We start from the raw sequence: 14,805 nt of genomic DNA, 5'->3' as shown, positions 1-14,805 counted from the left end.
TTTAAGTTGCTTTTTTTATTTTTTTGCGAATAGTTAGATAAGGAGGGCGGTATGGTACAAGAAATTGCACAGAAAATTATTGCTACTGCGAAAGAAAAGAAGGCTCAGGATATCTATTTTATTCCCAAGGAAAAGTCCTATGAGCTTCACATGCGGGTTGGAGACGAACGATGTCTAGCTGACTCCTATGAGTTTGATGTTTTAGCTGCTGTGATTAGTCATTTTAAGTTTGTAGCGGGTATGAACGTAGGAGAGAAGAGGCGTAGTCAGCTGGGGTCTTGTGACTATCAGCATGGGGAGAAGGTGTCTTCTCTGCGTTTGTCTACCGTAGGAGATTATCGGGGACATGAGAGTTTGGTCATTCGTTTGTTGCACGATGAGGAACAGGAGCTGCATTTCTGGTTTCAGGATATGAACGAACTGGGTGAGCAGTACAGGCAACGTGGTCTCTATCTCTTTGCAGGTCCAGTCGGCAGTGGCAAGACGACCTTGATGCACGAATTAGCCAAGTCCCTGTTTATGGGGCAACAAGTTATGTCTATCGAAGACCCTGTCGAAATCAAGCAGGAAGACATGCTCCAGTTGCAGTTGAATGAGGCGATTGGATTGACCTATGAAAATCTGATCAAACTGTCTCTCCGGCATCGTCCGGATCTCCTGATTATCGGTGAAATTCGTGATAGCGAGACGGCGCGTGCAGTAGTTAGAGCCAGTTTGACAGGGGCGACAGTCTTTTCAACCATTCATGCCAAGAGTATCCGAGGTGTTTATGAACGTCTTCTGGAGTTGGGTGTGACGGAGGAGGAACTAGCAGTTGTCTTGCAAGGAGTCTGCTACCAGAGATTAATCGGGGGAGGAGGAATCGTTGACTTTGCAAACAAAGACTATCAAGAACACCAGCCAACTAGCTGGAATGCGCAGATTGACCAGCTTCTTAAAGATGGACATATCACAAGTCTTCAGGCTGAAACGGAAAAAATTAGCTACAGCTAAGCAGAAGAAAATCATCACCTTGTTTAACAACCTCTTCTCCAGTGGCTTTCATTTGGTGGAAATTATTTCTTTCTTGAGCAGAAGTGCCCTGCTGGAAAAGGACTATGTGGCCCAGATGCACCAAGGTTTGTCTCAGGGGAAATCCTTCTCAGAAATGATGAACAGCTTGGGCTTTTCAAGTGCTATTGTGACCCAGTTATCCCTAGCTGAAGTACATGGAAATCTTCACCTGAGTTTGGGAAAGATAGAAGAATATCTGGATAATTTGGCCAAGGTCAAGAAAAAGTTAATCGAAGTGGCGACCTATCCTTTGATTTTGCTGGGATTTCTCCTGTTAATCATGCTGGGATTGAGAAACTATCTACTCCCCCAACTGGACAGTAGCAATATCGCCACCCAAATCATTGGCAATCTGCCACAAATATTTCTGGGACTAGTGTTGATTTGCTCTCTGTCTCTACTTTTAGCCCTCGCTTTCTACAAAAGAAGTTCCAAGATGCGGGTCTTCTCGATGTTGGCACGGATTCCCTTTCTTGGAATCTTTGTCCAGACCTATCTGACGGCCTATTACGCGCGTGAATGGGGCAATATGATTTCACAGGGAATGGAGCTGACGCAGATTTTTCAGATCATGCAGGAACAAGGCTCCCAGCTCTTTAAAGAAATCGGTCAAGATCTAGCTCAAGTCCTGCAAAATGGTCGGGAATTTTCTCAGACTATAGCGAATTATCCGTTCTTTAAGAAGGAGTTGAGTCTCATCATCGAGTATGGGGAAGTCAAGTCCAAGCTGGGGAGTGAGTTGGAAATCTATGCTGAAAAAACTTGGGAAGCCTTTTTTACCCGAGTTAATCGTACCATGAATCTGGTACAGCCACTGGTTTTTATCTTTGTGGCCCTGATTATCGTTTTACTTTATGCGGCAATGCTTATGCCCATGTATCAAAATATGGAGGTAAATTTTTAAAATGAAAAAACTCATGACAAATTTAAAAAAAGCCAAGGTTAAAGCTTTCACTTTGGTAGAAATGTAGGTTACTAAAATTATTTATATTTTCCACTTGATAACAATGTCCTCAGCTGTTACCTGGACCTTGTTTATAAGATTTCTTACAAGTACCTTTTGACCCTCGTAGTCCATTGAAAATACTTTTTCAGCGTTTAGCAGCTCTCTCATGTCTGCCTTTCTTTTGTCTTTTCCGAGCGCTGGATCATTTTCCAGTTCAGCCTCAAGAGTTCCCCTCATGCTTATAAATTCGGCTGACTTGTTCTGTAACTCCTCAAGAGTAATGCGATCATCTATGTAGAGATCGTTTAGTCTACTGAGTTTCTTTGATAGCTCCTCTATTTGTCTCTTGTAGCTCTCACGGTCGATGGTTTCAGCACTGTCCTCTGAAAATATTTTATCCAAGTAACCAGCGTCATCTTGTAGCTTGCTGATTTCTGTCAGTACATAAGCCTCAAGGTCATCTTTGTAATAAAATCCTGAGTCACATTTTTTGTTATCATTGTAGGTAGTGATGCCTCTCAGTGTTCTTGGGTGTCTTTGATGACATTCGTATTTTTTAAACCTGCTCCCATCTTTTCGCTTTACTCCTAAAATAATTTTTAAAGGTGCGCCACAATATCCACATTGGCCAATGCCTGATAGTATGTATTTTGCTTGGAATGGCCTAGGGTTGACGTTCTCTGCTGCTGTCCTTTGTCTGATCTTCAGTTCTTCCTTTGTCTTGTTATAAACTTCCTCTGTAATTATTGGCTCATGATTACCTGGATAAATCTCTCCCTTGAACTGATTGAAGCCACAATAGACAGGGTTATCTAGTATGGCCCTGACCGCCCGATAACTCCAAGGCACATGTTTTGGGTATTTCTCATTCAGATCATCTCTCAGCTTAGTAATGGATCTCCCTCTTATGTAACTTTCAAAGATAAACTTGACGGCCACGGCCTGGGCTGGATTGATAGTAATAGTTCCAGTCTCTCTGTGATAGTCGTATCCATACGACGTCCTAGCCCACATCATAGATTTTCCAGCCTTGGCCCGTCCTATTTTCCCAAGCTGCATGCGTTCCTTGATTTGCTCCCTTTCAAGCTGGGCAAAGACGCTCAAGAGCCCAATCATAGCCTTACCAAAAGGTGTAGAGGTGTCAAAATTCTCCTGCAGACTCAAAAACGCTATATTATTCTTTATGAAAATATCTTCAATCAAGTAAAGCGTGTCTTTTTGACTACGGCTAAGACGGTCCAGCTTATAGACCAGCACTGTATCAAACTTTCTTTTTTTAGCGTCTTTGATAAGTCCCTCTAGCGCTGGTCTGTCAGTATTTGCTCCTGAGAAACCACCATCAGTATATATCTTGTATACATTCCAGTCTTTAATATCGCAGTAGCTAGAGAGCTTAGCTTTTTGCTCATCGATAGAGTACCCCTCCTCAACTTGTGAGGTAGTAGACACCCTGACGTATATAGCTACTTTATTTGTAGTTTTCATTATAGTACCTCTTTCAAAATTTCCTAAAAAATGATAAAATGGGTACAAGAAAAGACATCATGCGAGGATATTTCCATGAAAATCTTTTCCTGTTACATGCCTCACGCTCTCGGTCGCCAAACTTCTGAGCGTGGGGCTTTTTTTATTTTTTAGACTTAAAGACACATCCACAGTTGCGACAGTGCCAGTTGTGTTTCCCTTTTTTACCAACTAGGCCGAGGAGGACAAACGGCCAGGCAATCATCCAGCCGATACACCCAACACAACCATTGAAACCTTTACGGTCCTGCATCATGTATTCAATTTGATCACTGCCACATTTTGGACAACGTTTTACATATTTAGCCATTATTTTATATTCCTTTCTTAATTGTGCTAAATTTTTTAAACTTTATAAATATCTACGACCTCGCCAATGGTTCGGATATCGTCGTTTTCTGTCAGATAGATTTCTTCGTATCCACTATTCAGACTTTGCAAGTACCAGGATCCGTCATAATCTCTTTTAAGCTTTTTGACGAAGTTCTTGCCGTTCACTTGGAAAATACCGATTGAGTTGACATCAATTTGACTAGCTACTCTGATAAATAATAAGTCATTATCTTCTATGAGTGGCTCCATGCTATCACCAGCAACCTTAGCGATAGTATCGTATTCCTCTGGTACATCTTCCGCTCTGAGTCTCACTTCCATATGCAGATTATCTTCCTGAAATGTTCCATGACCTGCAGCAACCAGTCCCTCGACGTAGTCAATGATATAATCTTCATTGCTTACCTTCTCGAAGATAGAAGCAACCTTAGAGCTTTCCTGCTCATCAAGTTGAGCATTGGCAAAGTCGAGGACTTTCTCTTGTCTAGGTTCTTCTAGTTGGTTGTAGATAGTTAGGATTTCAGGTTTTTCTTTATTCTCTTTTTGAATTCCTAAAAGAAATTCTGGAGTAATATTGAAAATTCTAGCGAAGTCATCAGCTTTATTGAGTGGGAATTCTCTAGTCTTATTGAAGTACCTAGACATTGTCGATTTAGCTATTCCAACACGTCTAGCTAGCTCACTCATAGACATCCCTTTCTTTTTTGCTTCTTCTTGGATTAGAGAAATGATTTCGTCATTAGTTCTCATGTTTCTTCGTTCCTTTTATTTGATAATTCAATTATACCATCGTTCCCAAACAAATACAAGAGAAACACAAAAAAACATTTTTTGTTTTTTTTTTTTAAAAATAGTTGACAAAATGGAACGACTGGAGTTATAATTAAATTGTTCCACATCGGGAACGAATAATACTAAAAGGAGAACATGTTATGACAGTTAATCTGAAACGATTAAAGGCTGAACGGATTGCTAGTGGTATGACACAAGATGAAGTGGCTCACAAAATGGGTTGGAAATCACGTACACCATACGCAAAACGTGAAAATGGCTTAGTTTCTATTGGTGCTGACGAACTTGCAAAAATTACAAAGATTTTCGGACTGCCAATGGAAAAAATCACTATTTTTTTTAGCGAAAACGTTCCCGAAATGGAACAAACATAGGAAGGAGAGAAAGTGATTGAAAATAAATGAAGAGAAAGGAGACTGTATGACAAACTTTAAAGATTTGGATTGCCAGTTTATCTTTCAGGAATCCAACTGATGACTACACAGCTGTTAGTAATAGTTTTATCAACGATCCTGCGCTGGATTTTACAGCGGTTGGCATCATGATGGTTATTTTGGCCAATCACCCCAACTGGCAAGTCTATCCAGACGAAATAGCCAAGCGCAAAGGTGTTAGTCGTCCAACTATTAGTAAATATTTCAAAATCTTAGAAGAGGCTGGATATTTGCGTCAAGTTAGACGAAAACCTCCAGGCCGTGGAGGAAGTCACGTATTTCGATTTTTTTCGGATAGAAAAATATCTGATTTCCAGTTTGACATCATGTTGCAACGACTTGATAAAGCGATTAGTGATTCATTTTTTGAGATGTAAGTTTTTTTCATGTCAAATTTTTTCATGTCAAATTTTTTCATGTCAAATTTTTTCATGTCAAATTTTTTACACTAACAAATATTAACTAACAACAAGTATTAACTAACAATAAATATTAACTAACAACAAGTCCTACTTCTCTTAATAAATAAAAGAGAGAAATTTCAAATTTAGGACTTTGCAAAAATGGGAAAGGAGCAAACGTGAAGCAATTAAAACTAAGTATTAACCCCAAGCAGGAACCTACCGAGGGGCAATCTCTTAATTCGTCAGGTTATTCAGTAAAAATCAATGACTGGGAGCTTGGCAGAGGGGTCACTGGCTTCAGACTAGAAATGCCTGCGAACGGAAAACCAAAAATCACTATTGATTTTACACCAGATATCCTTGAAGTCGATAACGTGGCCGTGGATCTTCAAATTTTAGAAGCGTTTGACCGAGCCTACTCAGACTTTATTGCCAAAACTCAAAACGAGAAAGAAAAATCTGAGCAGAGGCTGCAGGTTGTTGAGGGAGCACTATCTAGTGTTGAGAGAGCAATCGTCCGTAACGCTTCTCTGCTCGCCATCGAATGCTATATTAGCTTAAGACAATCTTTAACTCGAAAAGGATGGGAAGAGCTAAACAGCCTTTACAACTACCAACTGAACGAAAAAGAGCGTAATTTGTCAAAAGACATAACACTGGATGACAGTGAAACCAATGTCTTTCGCAAACACGCTCTGAGGATGATGGGGATTATCGAATAACCCCGTGCATTCTATCTGTAAGTCTATTCTGCTCATTGATAGACTTAGACAGATTGCTAGCTACACGGCTATCTCTTGAAAATTCATCTAGGACTTTGGCGAGTGCTTTAGACAAATTTTCAGAGTTATCAATACCGTACTCATCAAGAATCATCTTGATAACTAGGTCATGCATAACATCACCTCCTTTCTAGCTTTATTATAGCAGATAGGAGAATAACAAAAAAGCCCCTCTGGAACGGCAATTCCATTGAGGGACTAAGCAAAATACTTTACGAGGTAATTATATCATGAAAAAAGTAAAAAAGGAATGGGAGCCACGGATTGTAAACATCATGGCAGATGGTTCTCAAGTTGACGATCTGACGGGATATGTCATCCCTGCTGGTCATTCGTACTATGACATCATTCTAGGCATGAACAAGCAATCTAACGAGGAGGATGTGGCTTAATGAAACTACTTGCTAAATTAAAACTCGGTCTTGAGGGAATCATCCATGAAGTGAGCCTTGACTGGAGAGTAGTCGCAGTCGAGCTTAACGAGGACCTTCTCGAAGAGCGCAAGCGTCGCTTTGCTTTCGAGCAAGAAAACTATGACTTGAAGCAACAATTGGCAATTTACAAAGAAAAAGAACAGATGGGAGAACAATATGTTTAAAGTAATTCGTACAATCAAAAAAATCAAACAACTTCAGAAAGCGATGCACGACGCAAGCGTAGCATTTCTACTTATGCAAGATCTCGGTTTGGTTCCTGATAGCGAAAAAGGAAGAACCAGAGCTAAATCGTTTCATGATATGAGCCACATGATTAAGGATGTTTTGGACGGCAAGTCAGTAGATGAAGCCATGACAAGACTAGAAATCAAAGTGAAAGCTGAAGAGGTGGAGCAGGAAGATGACCAGAATTGAACTTGAAAACCGTGTGTGGCTTTTGGCTAATCACGAAGAAAAAAACGAATTGCTGGATCTTGGGCTAACATCCAAAGCTAAATATGTGAAACGAGTTCTGGAACTTGGAAAGGTGTATGCTCATGTTTGATTATGACAGAGATATGATGCAACCGCCTGAACCACGAGAAGAACTTGACCCTAGCGAGTATGTGTATATTGGATGCGGTCAGTATCGATATGTAGGTGATGGAATATAGACATCACAGAAGGCTCTAAAATCGCCTATATTCGATTTTAAGAAGCAGGCATATAAATTTATCGAATGAAGAATAAAAAACGAAAAGAGACCCCAAATATGAAGAACGGGGGGTAGAGGAGAGAAACAATGGCAACACTTTACGAATTAACAGGACAATTTCTTGATATTTACAACTTGGAATTGGACGAAGAAACAAAACTAGACACCTTGGATTCTATTGATTGGGAAACCGAGTATGAAACCAAGGTAGAAAATTATATCAAGGTCATGAAGAACCTTGAAGCAGACGTTGAGGCTCGTAAGAATGAAATTAAGCGCTTGACGGAACTAAACAAGGCGGATGAGAAGAAGAAAGAGCACTTGAAAGATACACTCTCAGCAAGTATGGACCTGACAGGTCATGAACGTGTTGATACACCACTTTTTAAGGTATCGTTTAGAAAATCTCAAGCTGTTGAGGTAGATGAAGCAGTTTTGCCAGAAGCCTACAAAGTTGCGACTTGGAAAGCAGACAAGAAACGTTTGAAAGAGGACTTGAAGAACGGACTTGAAATCATTGGTGCAAGTTTGGTTGAACGTAAGAACTTGAGTATTAGATAGGAGTTAAAACATGAAGAAATCAGAAACACTAACGGAGTTCAGCAAGGCTTTTGCGAAAACTCAACAAGAAATGAAGCAACCTTTAAAAGATGCTAACAATCCATTTTTTAAAAGCAAGTACGTGCCACTTGAAAATGTGGTAGAAGCTATCACAGAGTCAGCAAGTAAGAATGGATTATCATTCACACAATTTCCATCAAGTGATGAAAATGGAAATGTAACAGTGGGAACACTTGTGATGCATGAATCAGGAGAATGGATTGAGTACGATCCAATCAAGATGAAGCCAGTTAAAAACGACCCTCAATCAATCGGTTCAGCTATCACTTACGCTAAACGCTACGCATTATCCGCTATTTTTGGAATAACAAGCGACCAAGACGATGACGGGAACGAGGCGACACAAACAAAAAAGCAAGCACCAGCAAAACCAAAAAAACAAGATGAACCCGTTATCTCAGTTGAAAAAGCAAACTACTACTTAAGAGAAGTTGCCAAAATTTCAACCGAAAAAGGAAAAGAAGATGGCTCAATCGTCAAGTGGTTCTTGAAACATTTAGGAGTTGTGGACTACAAACAAATTAAAGAGTCGCAAGTAGAACAAGCAGATATGCTTCTTGGAAAATTGAAAGGAAACTAAAATATGTTGAACAATGTTGTGTTAGTTGGTCGCATGACTAGAGATGCAGAATTACGTTACACCCCATCAAACTTGGCCGTCACTACGTTTACCCTTGCAGTCAATCGAGCGTTCAAAAACGAAAATGGTGATCGTGAAGCTGATTTTATTAATTGCGTGATGTGGCGACAACAAGCAGAAAACCTTGCAAATTGGGCTAAAAAAGGCGCTTTGATTGGAATTACTGGACGCATTCAGACACGAAGCTACGATAATCAGCAAGGACAAAGGGTTTATGTAACAGAAGTAGTTGCTGAACAATTCCAGCTATTAGAAAGTCGCAATAGTCAAGGTCAGAGCCAAAGTCAAACAAAACCAGCACAACAACAAGGTCCTGATTTTTCAAGACAAGACGCACCTATGGATATTTCAGATGATGATTTTCCATTCTAGGTGATTGAAAGTAATTATTAAATTTGAAAAAGTGAGGAAAGAATGAAAATCTATATTGAACAAGATGATATAAAATTGAGCTTTGAGCGAGCGCAGGAACTTGATTATCAAACCCTATTCAAAGCTTATCAGATGGTTACAGGGTCTGACGAAATCCTTGAGGATTTGAGCCAGAAAGAGCCTGAGAACACAGATACCGTTCTTAAAATTGATGCTGAGAAGTTAGCTGAAATTGATCCTGTCAATATCAAAGCAGCGAAGGACAAGTTATCTGCAAAATTTAGCGGAAGCACAGCGATTTCGCAGAAACCAAGCGAGAAGGTAGATGTTGATTTGCAATGCCCGTTTTGTGGATGTGCGAAGCGGTGGAAAGTCCCATCTTACTTTACATTCATGAATTGTCCTGACTGCCAAGGCTCAATTTTCTTGTCTTGGGCGACGGGAGTCAAAGGCGAATTGGATGACAATGGATTTTATTTCAGAGGGGACAGCCCGATGAAGTTCAAAGAGCAGACAGATGAATTCGAGGATATGTTTGCTGTTGAAAAATCAAAATAACCCAAAACCAACTATTTCCAAAATGGAAACAATTCAAAAATAAACAAGCCGTGTATTCTTGTAAAACTGCGAACTAGAAAACGTCAGTAAAGGTTATGTGACCTTGGACGAGCGACTGCCCGTATTTAGCCAAACTCACAACAACAGAGGCAGTCGTATTTTTTTGAAATGAAATGAATGAAATTAAAGAAAAAGCCTTGGCCAAGTTGCTGGGGGAATTGAAAGTAGACCATGGTCCAGCTGAGGATGCTATCCACAATTGGATTTGTGATCAAGAAGACGAAAAACTCTTTGAAGGAGTTTTGAGTGATAAAAAATCTATCAAAGAAGCCTTAAAATATTGTGCCAACCAAGCTAAGAACTTTAAGTCAGGAACTTGTGCGATGGTAGACGACTCTACTGTATTTGGCTGGGTCTATAAGTATTTTACTGGCAAGACTAAAAAGGTCGAGGCTATCCATGCGACTGTAGTAGTCGGCCAACAACCTGAAAAACCAAAATCTAAAAAAGTCAAAAAACAGAAAAATGTTATTGACGGTCAGCTCGATTTATTCGGAGAATTAGCATGACAAAAAATCAAAAAAATATTGATGGACGTTTGAAACCGCCCCCAAAATTCTTCGACTGGTGCTATTCGCAGATCCCGACCATCAAATGGTCTAACAAATCTAAAACTATTCAGAGCGACCGGACGGGTTGTATGGTCATCGAAAAACGGCTGACAAAGTCGAGCAGGTTGGATTTTTATGATAAATTTCACAGTTTTGCAATTGTTCTCGTGACTAGCAAACGGATTGAAATTCAATCTTACGGCTTCTGGTCACAATATATAAACGGCAAGCAATCTATCAGGATGCAACTGACAAACTTTGAACAGATGAGCGAAAACCAGGTTATACAATTAACTGAGAGATGTGGAGTCTACGCTCCTGGCCTGACTCCCAATTTTTCAGGTCAAGGGGCATATTCAGGAACAATATTTTTTGAGAATAATTGGGAGAATAAGATTCGAGATATTTCTGAATTGAAGTATTTAGAATTCCCTTCAGGGATGCGCTATTACCATTTGCCACACATGTATAAATACCGCTCCGAAATCGAGTTTTTGCAGAAAATAAATGCCTGGAGAATGGCTACAGATCTTGCTTATGATGTTATTGATTATGACGGATGGCATGCAAGAAAAGCGGTTGACTGCCGAGTTATCACAAAAAAATGGCTTCATGAAAATAAGCGATTTTTCAAAAATACAGATAGGTCCTTCAGAGATTATGAGCTAGAACGTCGAATCAAATCACGAGGCGGAAAGCTTGTTCCTGGAATTGAAAAAGTCTTGACTTATCAAGATATCAACAAAATCCCGAAAGCAGCAAAAATGAACAGGTTCCAGAATTGGTTCTTAAAAAATAAAGTCAATTTTGACTACTATGTAGACTATATCAGCATGCTGAACGAGCTTGATATCCCTATCGATACCGACAATCTCATCATGCCGAAGGATTTAGTCAAAGCGCATGATAATGCGGTTAAGCTACTTATACAATATAAAAGCGAAATCGAACAGCGCAAGTTTGAGAAGCGTCAAAAGACTTTGGTCAAGTATGAGAAAGTTATTGACCAGTATCTCTTTAAGCCAGCGTATAATTCGGGAGAATTGATTTTGGAAGGAAAGGCGCTATCTCATTGTGTTGGAAGTGCTAGATATACTCAAGATCATGCAAACGGCAAAACAACAATCATATTCGTTAGGTCAAAAGATGAACCAGACAAGCCGTTTTTCACTATGGAATACCAATCAGGACGGATTATCCAAATCAGAGGCAAGCACAATTTATCGGCTCCGGAGAATATCCGGCAAGCTGCAGAACAATGGCTGTTAGAAATCAACAAAAATACAAAACACGCATAAAGGAGAAAAACAAATGCTAAATAAAATCGATATACCAGGAACAACTATCACACTCGAAATCGTGGATAAAAACATCACGATCACAAATAAAATTGAATATGATATTCAGATGGAGTTCAAAAATGCAGATGCAGACACCTCTCTGGACACAAGCGGTGATATATTCGAGCCACTGTACTAGTTGGATGTTAAAGCTATACCGAAGAAACCGATAGAATATCATTCAAGTTTAGGAGTCAAGGCAGAGAAACGAAACTCGAATGAGCTTCAGAAGTTCTTTGAGTTCATCGAAAACAACAAGCGGAATCTCTTTGATCTTTGCGGTATCAAGGGAGAACTGCAATGAAATCTCTGACATTATCGTTAGACATTTCAACTACTGCAACAGGATGGGCCGTATTTCACGGCTCTGACCTTGTCCAGAGTGGTGTCTTAAAACATAAAAGTAAGTCGTTCTTTGAACGTGGACGCTTCATGGCTAGCGAATTGCGAGCGATTCAATCAAGGGCGCTCCAGAAGTACGACTGTCATTTTGAATCGATTGTGGTTGAGAAGAACTCGGTCATGGGGCCAAATCAGCAATCCATGATCAGTATTGGAATTGTGACAGGCATCATCATTGGACGGTTGATTGCTGACAATGTGTATTTCGTGAATGTTTCCACCTGGCGCAAGTATTGGAGGTTTAGTTATAAGGACCGAAGCAAGAAGTCGATGAAGCTGCAGGCCGTTGCTAAGGTTTCGGATGAATTTGACCTGAACGTCAAAGACGACGAGGCTGATGCAATCCTGATTGGTTCGTATTTCGTAAGCCATGGCCACGAATTTGGAGACCTGGAAAGCCATAAGATAAGTTGAGGAGGTGGAAGATGAATGAAAAACAAATAACAGATTTAATCGAAAGAATGCGTGAACTTGGTCATATTTACTCTTATCAAGGCGCAAAAAATCTTATCCGAGAATACGAGAAGTTAAACAAACCAGAAAAAGTCACCATTCCTCAGTTTGTGGCGGATTGGATTGAGTATTGTAAATTTACTCACGTTAATTTGCAACACGCTTTGATTGTTGGTGATGTATATTTTTACAACTACGCAAATCAAAAAGATTTTTCAAAACTAAAAGAATTTTTAGAAACTGAAAACAACCAAGCGACCTTCGCTCGTGCTTGGCTTGATGGATATGAGGTCGAGGAAGAAAAGCGGTATATTGTTAAAATTAAAAACCTTGACTCAGATGTTCGTGTCCTAAAAAAGAGGAACAGATGGTACTTTGGAGGAGATTGGGACGATGCGAGAGATACCGGACTAAAGATACACACCCGCAAAGAACTTGAAGAAGCTGGTTTCGGCTGGGTATTCGATTGTCCAGGTATTGAAATTGAGGAGGTGGAGTGATGAATCTTAGACAGAAAAGAAAACATTACAAATATTCTTATCGATATTTTATAGCTTACTATTCCGAGAATACTAAAGAATTTGTTATCTACTGTCCGAAAAAATATAAGAAAACGCTCAAAAGAAAACTTAAAGTTAACAAAAATTATGATTACGATGAATGTTGTAGAAAGTATTGGTTATACGAGGAATTTCACGGCAACATGCCGAAATTCATGAGAGAAAAGGAGGTCACAGATTGAAAAGATTCATCGCAATATGGATCCTGCTATCTGCTGGGTTGAATATCTGGCAGATGGGCAGGATTCGAGATTTGGAAGAAAAGCGCCCGATTGTAATCTACAAAGCAGACAATCAAGGCGCAGAAATCAAAGGCAGAGTCGTCCACAAGGAGAAGATTGGAGACCTGCATACAATCACTATTAAAAATTATGGCATTTTCGTAGTCACGCAAACAAGCTACGAATCTTTAAGGATTGGAGACGAGGTGAGGTTATGAAACCAAGATTTAGAGTGTGGATGAAACAATTTAAAAAAATGGATAATGATATTGGTGAAATGCATTTTGAAGATGGTGAGTTTAAATATATTGGAGATGATGTTCATTATAAACGACTTCCAGAAGATATTATCCTCATGCAATCCACAGGATTGTTTGACAAAAACGGCAAGGAAATCTTTGAGGGGGATCTAATCATAACAAATGCTTACGCTTGTATCGTGTGCTTTGGTGAATATACTTACTTTGAAGATGAAGATACACAAACAACAGCAATCGGATTTTACTTATCATTTCTGAATGTTACTCCAGCAACTTATGCACCGTTTGAAAAATGTTATTGGGATAATTGTGAAGTGATAGGAAATATTCATGAAAATGAATTGGATTTGATTATGTACGAGGCTTGGAAATTCAATAAGGAGCTGGAAGATGAAACCTAAAAAATATCCATATTCAGGAGGAAAAAAGCAAGAAAAGCCTTCTGATGTGACTTTACCCGATTTAGTCGTTTTACCTAACGTTTCTTTTAGAAAAGAACTAATCAAACATGTCTACACGGTCACTAGATATCATGATGGCTGTACAATCATTCGTTTCAGAATTCCAAGATTTTTAGGAGCATACGATGAGCAAAGGGTCGAAGTAAAACTTAGCTATGAGGAAACCCTCAAGATACTCAATAGCTACTAAAACAAAAAAAGCCAAGACACTCTCTGTCTCAGCAATAATTTTCAACACTATTATTATATCACAAAGGAGACAGAGAGTGAACAAGGCTAAAGAGTTACTTGATGAACTACAGAATTTGGATGAAGAGATACAGAATCGAATAGACGAGCTTGCTAATCTTGAAGCTAGTTTACTTTCTAGCCCTAAAATAAGCATGGATAAGGTTCAAGGTGGTCAGAAGGTTCGATTAGATGAACGTTACATCGATATTTTTAGCATGCAAGATTCCTTGAAAGAGTACATGAAGCAAGCAACTGCTGAAGCTATCCAGCGCAGAATTGAGCTCAGTAAATTAATTGATAAAATACCTAAGCCTTCAAGTCGAACAATTTTAAGGATGGTTTATATTCAGAAAGCAAGCGTGTATGATATGATTGAATTTTTACAATGCAGCAAGACTACTTTTTACAAAAAGAAGAAAGATGCAATCCGTGAATTGGGTGCTGTAGTTGATAAAAGCGAACTAATGTGAACTAGGTTGAAGCGCACTGGTCTAACAATCGTGCTATTATAGTATCATCAAGAATTAAGGGCGAGGCAGTAAGTCTTCCCTTAACATGGAGAGTTGGCAGAGTCAGGTTGAATGCGCCCGTTTGCTAGACGGGTGATCGCCTATGTGCGGTCCGTGGGTTCAAATCCCACACTCTCCTTTGAGTATTTTGTGTCCCAGAATGGGGT

25 protein-coding genes, 1 tRNA gene and 2 pseudogenes are annotated in these 14,805 nt (G+C 39.5%); 24 read left to right on the top strand and 4 right to left on the bottom strand.

The genetic code is table 11. The features are described 5' to 3' along the window. The first annotated feature begins 51 nt into the window (after positions 1-51). From comGA to NMM25_RS09160, 3 genes and pseudogenes are all read left to right on the top strand, one after another. Positions 52-993 (top strand): competence type IV pilus ATPase ComGA, encoded by a 942-nt coding sequence (gene comGA / locus NMM25_RS09170; protein ID WP_254736670.1) that lies wholly within the window; start codon positions 52-54, stop codon positions 991-993. Next, on the top strand, positions 941-1,957 hold the full coding sequence (comGB, locus tag NMM25_RS09165; RefSeq protein WP_254736688.1) for a competence type IV pilus assembly protein ComGB: 1,017 nt from the start codon (positions 941-943) through the stop codon (positions 1,955-1,957). Before comGA ends, comGB begins: the two co-directional genes overlap by 53 nt. Position 1,958: 1 nt before the next feature. Then, a pseudogene (locus tag NMM25_RS09160) lies at positions 1,959-2,021 on the top strand (competence protein ComGC); the annotation flags it as partial. A gap of 17 nt (positions 2,022-2,038) precedes the next feature. On the opposite strand, the gene NMM25_RS09155 reads toward NMM25_RS09160, so the two are convergent. The 3 genes from NMM25_RS09155 to NMM25_RS09145 all read right to left on the bottom strand — a co-directional run bounded on the left by NMM25_RS09155 (position 2,039) and on the right by NMM25_RS09145 (position 4,606). Beyond that, positions 2,039-3,484, bottom strand: a complete 1,446-nt coding sequence (locus NMM25_RS09155) for a recombinase family protein (RefSeq protein WP_254736669.1) — start codon at positions 3,482-3,484, stop codon at positions 2,039-2,041. Positions 3,485-3,626: 142 nt separating this feature from the next. Beyond that, positions 3,627-3,833 carry a hypothetical protein gene (locus tag NMM25_RS09150; protein ID WP_049490405.1) on the bottom strand — a complete coding sequence of 69 codons (207 nt, stop codon included), beginning with the start codon at positions 3,831-3,833 and terminating at the stop codon, positions 3,627-3,629. A gap of 35 nt (positions 3,834-3,868) precedes the next feature. Further along, complete coding sequence (locus NMM25_RS09145) at positions 3,869-4,606, bottom strand: XRE family transcriptional regulator (RefSeq protein ID WP_254736668.1); 738 nt, start codon at positions 4,604-4,606, stop codon at positions 3,869-3,871. Between the two features lie 182 nt (positions 4,607-4,788). Between NMM25_RS09145 and NMM25_RS09140 the strand changes: the two genes are divergently transcribed. The 3 genes from NMM25_RS09140 (at position 4,789) to NMM25_RS09130 (ending at position 6,208) form a co-directional block, all read left to right on the top strand. Next, positions 4,789-5,022 carry a helix-turn-helix transcriptional regulator gene (locus NMM25_RS09140; RefSeq protein WP_254736667.1) on the top strand — a complete coding sequence of 78 codons (234 nt, stop codon included), beginning with the start codon at positions 4,789-4,791 and terminating at the stop codon, positions 5,020-5,022. A gap of 167 nt (positions 5,023-5,189) precedes the next feature. Further along, the gene (locus NMM25_RS09135) at positions 5,190-5,459 is read left to right on the top strand and encodes a helix-turn-helix domain-containing protein (RefSeq protein ID WP_181186681.1); all 270 of its coding nucleotides are present in this window, start codon (positions 5,190-5,192) and stop codon (positions 5,457-5,459) included. A gap of 203 nt (positions 5,460-5,662) precedes the next feature. After that, positions 5,663-6,208, top strand: coding sequence for a hypothetical protein (locus tag NMM25_RS09130; protein ID WP_254736666.1), 546 nt, complete (start codon positions 5,663-5,665; stop codon positions 6,206-6,208). Here the strand turns inward: NMM25_RS09130 and NMM25_RS09125 are convergent. Beyond that, the gene (locus NMM25_RS09125) at positions 6,198-6,383 is read right to left on the bottom strand and encodes a hypothetical protein (RefSeq protein WP_254736665.1); all 186 of its coding nucleotides are present in this window, start codon (positions 6,381-6,383) and stop codon (positions 6,198-6,200) included. The genes NMM25_RS09130 and NMM25_RS09125 overlap by 11 nt on opposite strands. A 115-nt stretch (positions 6,384-6,498) precedes the next feature. Between NMM25_RS09125 and NMM25_RS09120 the strand changes: the two genes are divergently transcribed. The 18 genes and pseudogenes from NMM25_RS09120 to NMM25_RS09035 all read left to right on the top strand — a co-directional run bounded on the left by NMM25_RS09120 (position 6,499) and on the right by NMM25_RS09035 (position 14,777). Continuing rightward, complete coding sequence (locus tag NMM25_RS09120) at positions 6,499-6,660, top strand: hypothetical protein (RefSeq protein WP_254736664.1); 162 nt, start codon at positions 6,499-6,501, stop codon at positions 6,658-6,660. Next, positions 6,660-6,866 (top strand): hypothetical protein, encoded by a 207-nt coding sequence (locus tag NMM25_RS09115; protein ID WP_254736663.1) that lies wholly within the window; start codon positions 6,660-6,662, stop codon positions 6,864-6,866. Before NMM25_RS09120 ends, NMM25_RS09115 begins: the two co-directional genes overlap by 1 nt. After that, the gene (locus NMM25_RS09110) at positions 6,859-7,119 is read left to right on the top strand and encodes a hypothetical protein (RefSeq protein WP_254736662.1); all 261 of its coding nucleotides are present in this window, start codon (positions 6,859-6,861) and stop codon (positions 7,117-7,119) included. The genes NMM25_RS09115 and NMM25_RS09110 overlap by 8 nt, the downstream gene beginning before the upstream one ends. Continuing rightward, positions 7,106-7,249 carry a hypothetical protein gene (locus NMM25_RS09105; protein ID WP_254736661.1) on the top strand — a complete coding sequence of 48 codons (144 nt, stop codon included), beginning with the start codon at positions 7,106-7,108 and terminating at the stop codon, positions 7,247-7,249. Before NMM25_RS09110 ends, NMM25_RS09105 begins: the two co-directional genes overlap by 14 nt. Before the next feature lie 237 nt (positions 7,250-7,486). After that, complete coding sequence (locus NMM25_RS09100; RefSeq protein WP_254736660.1) at positions 7,487-7,960, top strand: siphovirus Gp157 family protein; 474 nt, start codon at positions 7,487-7,489, stop codon at positions 7,958-7,960. 10 nt (positions 7,961-7,970) lie between these two features. Then, complete coding sequence (locus NMM25_RS09095; protein ID WP_254736659.1) at positions 7,971-8,600, top strand: ERF family protein; 630 nt, start codon at positions 7,971-7,973, stop codon at positions 8,598-8,600. Between the two features lie 3 nt (positions 8,601-8,603). Then, on the top strand, positions 8,604-9,032 hold the full coding sequence (ssb, locus tag NMM25_RS09090; protein WP_254736658.1) for a single-stranded DNA-binding protein: 429 nt from the start codon (positions 8,604-8,606) through the stop codon (positions 9,030-9,032). Positions 9,033-9,074: 42 nt separating this feature from the next. Continuing rightward, the gene (locus tag NMM25_RS09085; RefSeq protein WP_254736657.1) at positions 9,075-9,590 is read left to right on the top strand and encodes a hypothetical protein; all 516 of its coding nucleotides are present in this window, start codon (positions 9,075-9,077) and stop codon (positions 9,588-9,590) included. A gap of 173 nt (positions 9,591-9,763) precedes the next feature. Next, entirely contained in the window at positions 9,764-10,159 is a 396-nt protein-coding gene (locus NMM25_RS09080) for a Cas9 inhibitor AcrIIA9 family protein (RefSeq protein ID WP_254736656.1), read from the top strand. Then, on the top strand, positions 10,156-11,499 hold the full coding sequence (locus NMM25_RS09075; RefSeq protein ID WP_254736654.1) for a PcfJ domain-containing protein: 1,344 nt from the start codon (positions 10,156-10,158) through the stop codon (positions 11,497-11,499). Before NMM25_RS09080 ends, NMM25_RS09075 begins: the two co-directional genes overlap by 4 nt. A 13-nt stretch (positions 11,500-11,512) precedes the next feature. Continuing rightward, positions 11,513-11,845 (top strand): annotated as a pseudogene (locus tag NMM25_RS10580) (hypothetical protein). Next, positions 11,842-12,357 (top strand): hypothetical protein, encoded by a 516-nt coding sequence (locus NMM25_RS09065; RefSeq protein WP_254736652.1) that lies wholly within the window; start codon positions 11,842-11,844, stop codon positions 12,355-12,357. The pseudogene NMM25_RS10580 and the gene NMM25_RS09065 overlap by 4 nt, the downstream one beginning before the upstream one ends. A gap of 11 nt (positions 12,358-12,368) precedes the next feature. Next, positions 12,369-12,896: a DUF1642 domain-containing protein gene (locus NMM25_RS09060; RefSeq protein ID WP_254736651.1), complete on the top strand. Its 528-nt coding sequence runs from the start codon at positions 12,369-12,371 to the stop codon at positions 12,894-12,896. A gap of 238 nt (positions 12,897-13,134) precedes the next feature. Then, positions 13,135-13,395, top strand: a complete 261-nt coding sequence (locus NMM25_RS09055; protein WP_254736650.1) for a DUF1372 family protein — start codon at positions 13,135-13,137, stop codon at positions 13,393-13,395. Next, positions 13,392-13,838, top strand: coding sequence for a YopX family protein (locus tag NMM25_RS09050; protein ID WP_254736649.1), 447 nt, complete (start codon positions 13,392-13,394; stop codon positions 13,836-13,838). The genes NMM25_RS09055 and NMM25_RS09050 overlap by 4 nt, the downstream gene beginning before the upstream one ends. Continuing rightward, complete coding sequence (locus tag NMM25_RS09045; RefSeq protein WP_254736648.1) at positions 13,828-14,088, top strand: hypothetical protein; 261 nt, start codon at positions 13,828-13,830, stop codon at positions 14,086-14,088. Before NMM25_RS09050 ends, NMM25_RS09045 begins: the two co-directional genes overlap by 11 nt. Positions 14,089-14,164: 76 nt before the next feature. Next, a complete protein-coding gene (locus NMM25_RS09040) occupies positions 14,165-14,599 on the top strand; it encodes a DUF1492 domain-containing protein (RefSeq protein ID WP_181186694.1) in 435 nt (144 codons plus the stop codon). 87 nt (positions 14,600-14,686) lie between these two features. Then, positions 14,687-14,777 (top strand) — tRNA-Ser (locus NMM25_RS09035). Positions 14,778-14,805 lie beyond the last annotated feature (28 nt).

Origin of the sequence: Streptococcus sp. CF10-1 (assembly GCF_024295825.1) — a bacterium.
Lineage (GTDB): Bacteria > Bacillota > Bacilli > Lactobacillales > Streptococcaceae > Streptococcus.
This window is presented reverse-complemented; position numbering and strand designations above follow the sequence as displayed.

What these genes read in the sequence shown, in the direction of transcription:
- comGA (WP_254736670.1), top strand. Translation starts at nt 52, where the DNA reads ATGGTACAAGAAATTGCACAGAAAATTATTGCTACTGCGAAAGAAAAG.
- comGB (WP_254736688.1), top strand. Translation starts at nt 941, where the DNA reads ATGGACATATCACAAGTCTTCAGGCTGAAACGGAAAAAATTAGCTACA.
- NMM25_RS09155 (WP_254736669.1), bottom strand. Translation starts at nt 3,484, where the DNA reads ATGAAAACTACAAATAAAGTAGCTATATACGTCAGGGTGTCTACTACC.
- NMM25_RS09150 (WP_049490405.1), bottom strand. Translation starts at nt 3,833, where the DNA reads ATGGCTAAATATGTAAAACGTTGTCCAAAATGTGGCAGTGATCAAATT.
- NMM25_RS09145 (WP_254736668.1), bottom strand. Translation starts at nt 4,606, where the DNA reads ATGAGAACTAATGACGAAATCATTTCTCTAATCCAAGAAGAAGCAAAA.
- NMM25_RS09140 (WP_254736667.1), top strand. Translation starts at nt 4,789, where the DNA reads ATGACAGTTAATCTGAAACGATTAAAGGCTGAACGGATTGCTAGTGGT.
- NMM25_RS09135 (WP_181186681.1), top strand. Translation starts at nt 5,190, where the DNA reads ATGATGGTTATTTTGGCCAATCACCCCAACTGGCAAGTCTATCCAGAC.
- NMM25_RS09125 (WP_254736665.1), bottom strand. Translation starts at nt 6,383, where the DNA reads ATGCATGACCTAGTTATCAAGATGATTCTTGATGAGTACGGTATTGAT.
- NMM25_RS09120 (WP_254736664.1), top strand. Translation starts at nt 6,499, where the DNA reads ATGAAAAAAGTAAAAAAGGAATGGGAGCCACGGATTGTAAACATCATG.
- NMM25_RS09115 (WP_254736663.1), top strand. Translation starts at nt 6,660, where the DNA reads ATGAAACTACTTGCTAAATTAAAACTCGGTCTTGAGGGAATCATCCAT.
- NMM25_RS09110 (WP_254736662.1), top strand. Translation starts at nt 6,859, where the DNA reads ATGTTTAAAGTAATTCGTACAATCAAAAAAATCAAACAACTTCAGAAA.
- NMM25_RS09105 (WP_254736661.1), top strand. Translation starts at nt 7,106, where the DNA reads ATGACCAGAATTGAACTTGAAAACCGTGTGTGGCTTTTGGCTAATCAC.
- NMM25_RS09100 (WP_254736660.1), top strand. Translation starts at nt 7,487, where the DNA reads ATGGCAACACTTTACGAATTAACAGGACAATTTCTTGATATTTACAAC.
- NMM25_RS09095 (WP_254736659.1), top strand. Translation starts at nt 7,971, where the DNA reads ATGAAGAAATCAGAAACACTAACGGAGTTCAGCAAGGCTTTTGCGAAA.
- ssb (WP_254736658.1), top strand. Translation starts at nt 8,604, where the DNA reads ATGTTGAACAATGTTGTGTTAGTTGGTCGCATGACTAGAGATGCAGAA.
- NMM25_RS09085 (WP_254736657.1), top strand. Translation starts at nt 9,075, where the DNA reads ATGAAAATCTATATTGAACAAGATGATATAAAATTGAGCTTTGAGCGA.
- NMM25_RS09080 (WP_254736656.1), top strand. Translation starts at nt 9,764, where the DNA reads ATGAATGAAATTAAAGAAAAAGCCTTGGCCAAGTTGCTGGGGGAATTG.
- NMM25_RS09075 (WP_254736654.1), top strand. Translation starts at nt 10,156, where the DNA reads ATGACAAAAAATCAAAAAAATATTGATGGACGTTTGAAACCGCCCCCA.
- NMM25_RS09065 (WP_254736652.1), top strand. Translation starts at nt 11,842, where the DNA reads ATGAAATCTCTGACATTATCGTTAGACATTTCAACTACTGCAACAGGA.
- NMM25_RS09060 (WP_254736651.1), top strand. Translation starts at nt 12,369, where the DNA reads ATGAATGAAAAACAAATAACAGATTTAATCGAAAGAATGCGTGAACTT.
- NMM25_RS09050 (WP_254736649.1), top strand. Translation starts at nt 13,392, where the DNA reads ATGAAACCAAGATTTAGAGTGTGGATGAAACAATTTAAAAAAATGGAT.
- NMM25_RS09045 (WP_254736648.1), top strand. Translation starts at nt 13,828, where the DNA reads ATGAAACCTAAAAAATATCCATATTCAGGAGGAAAAAAGCAAGAAAAG.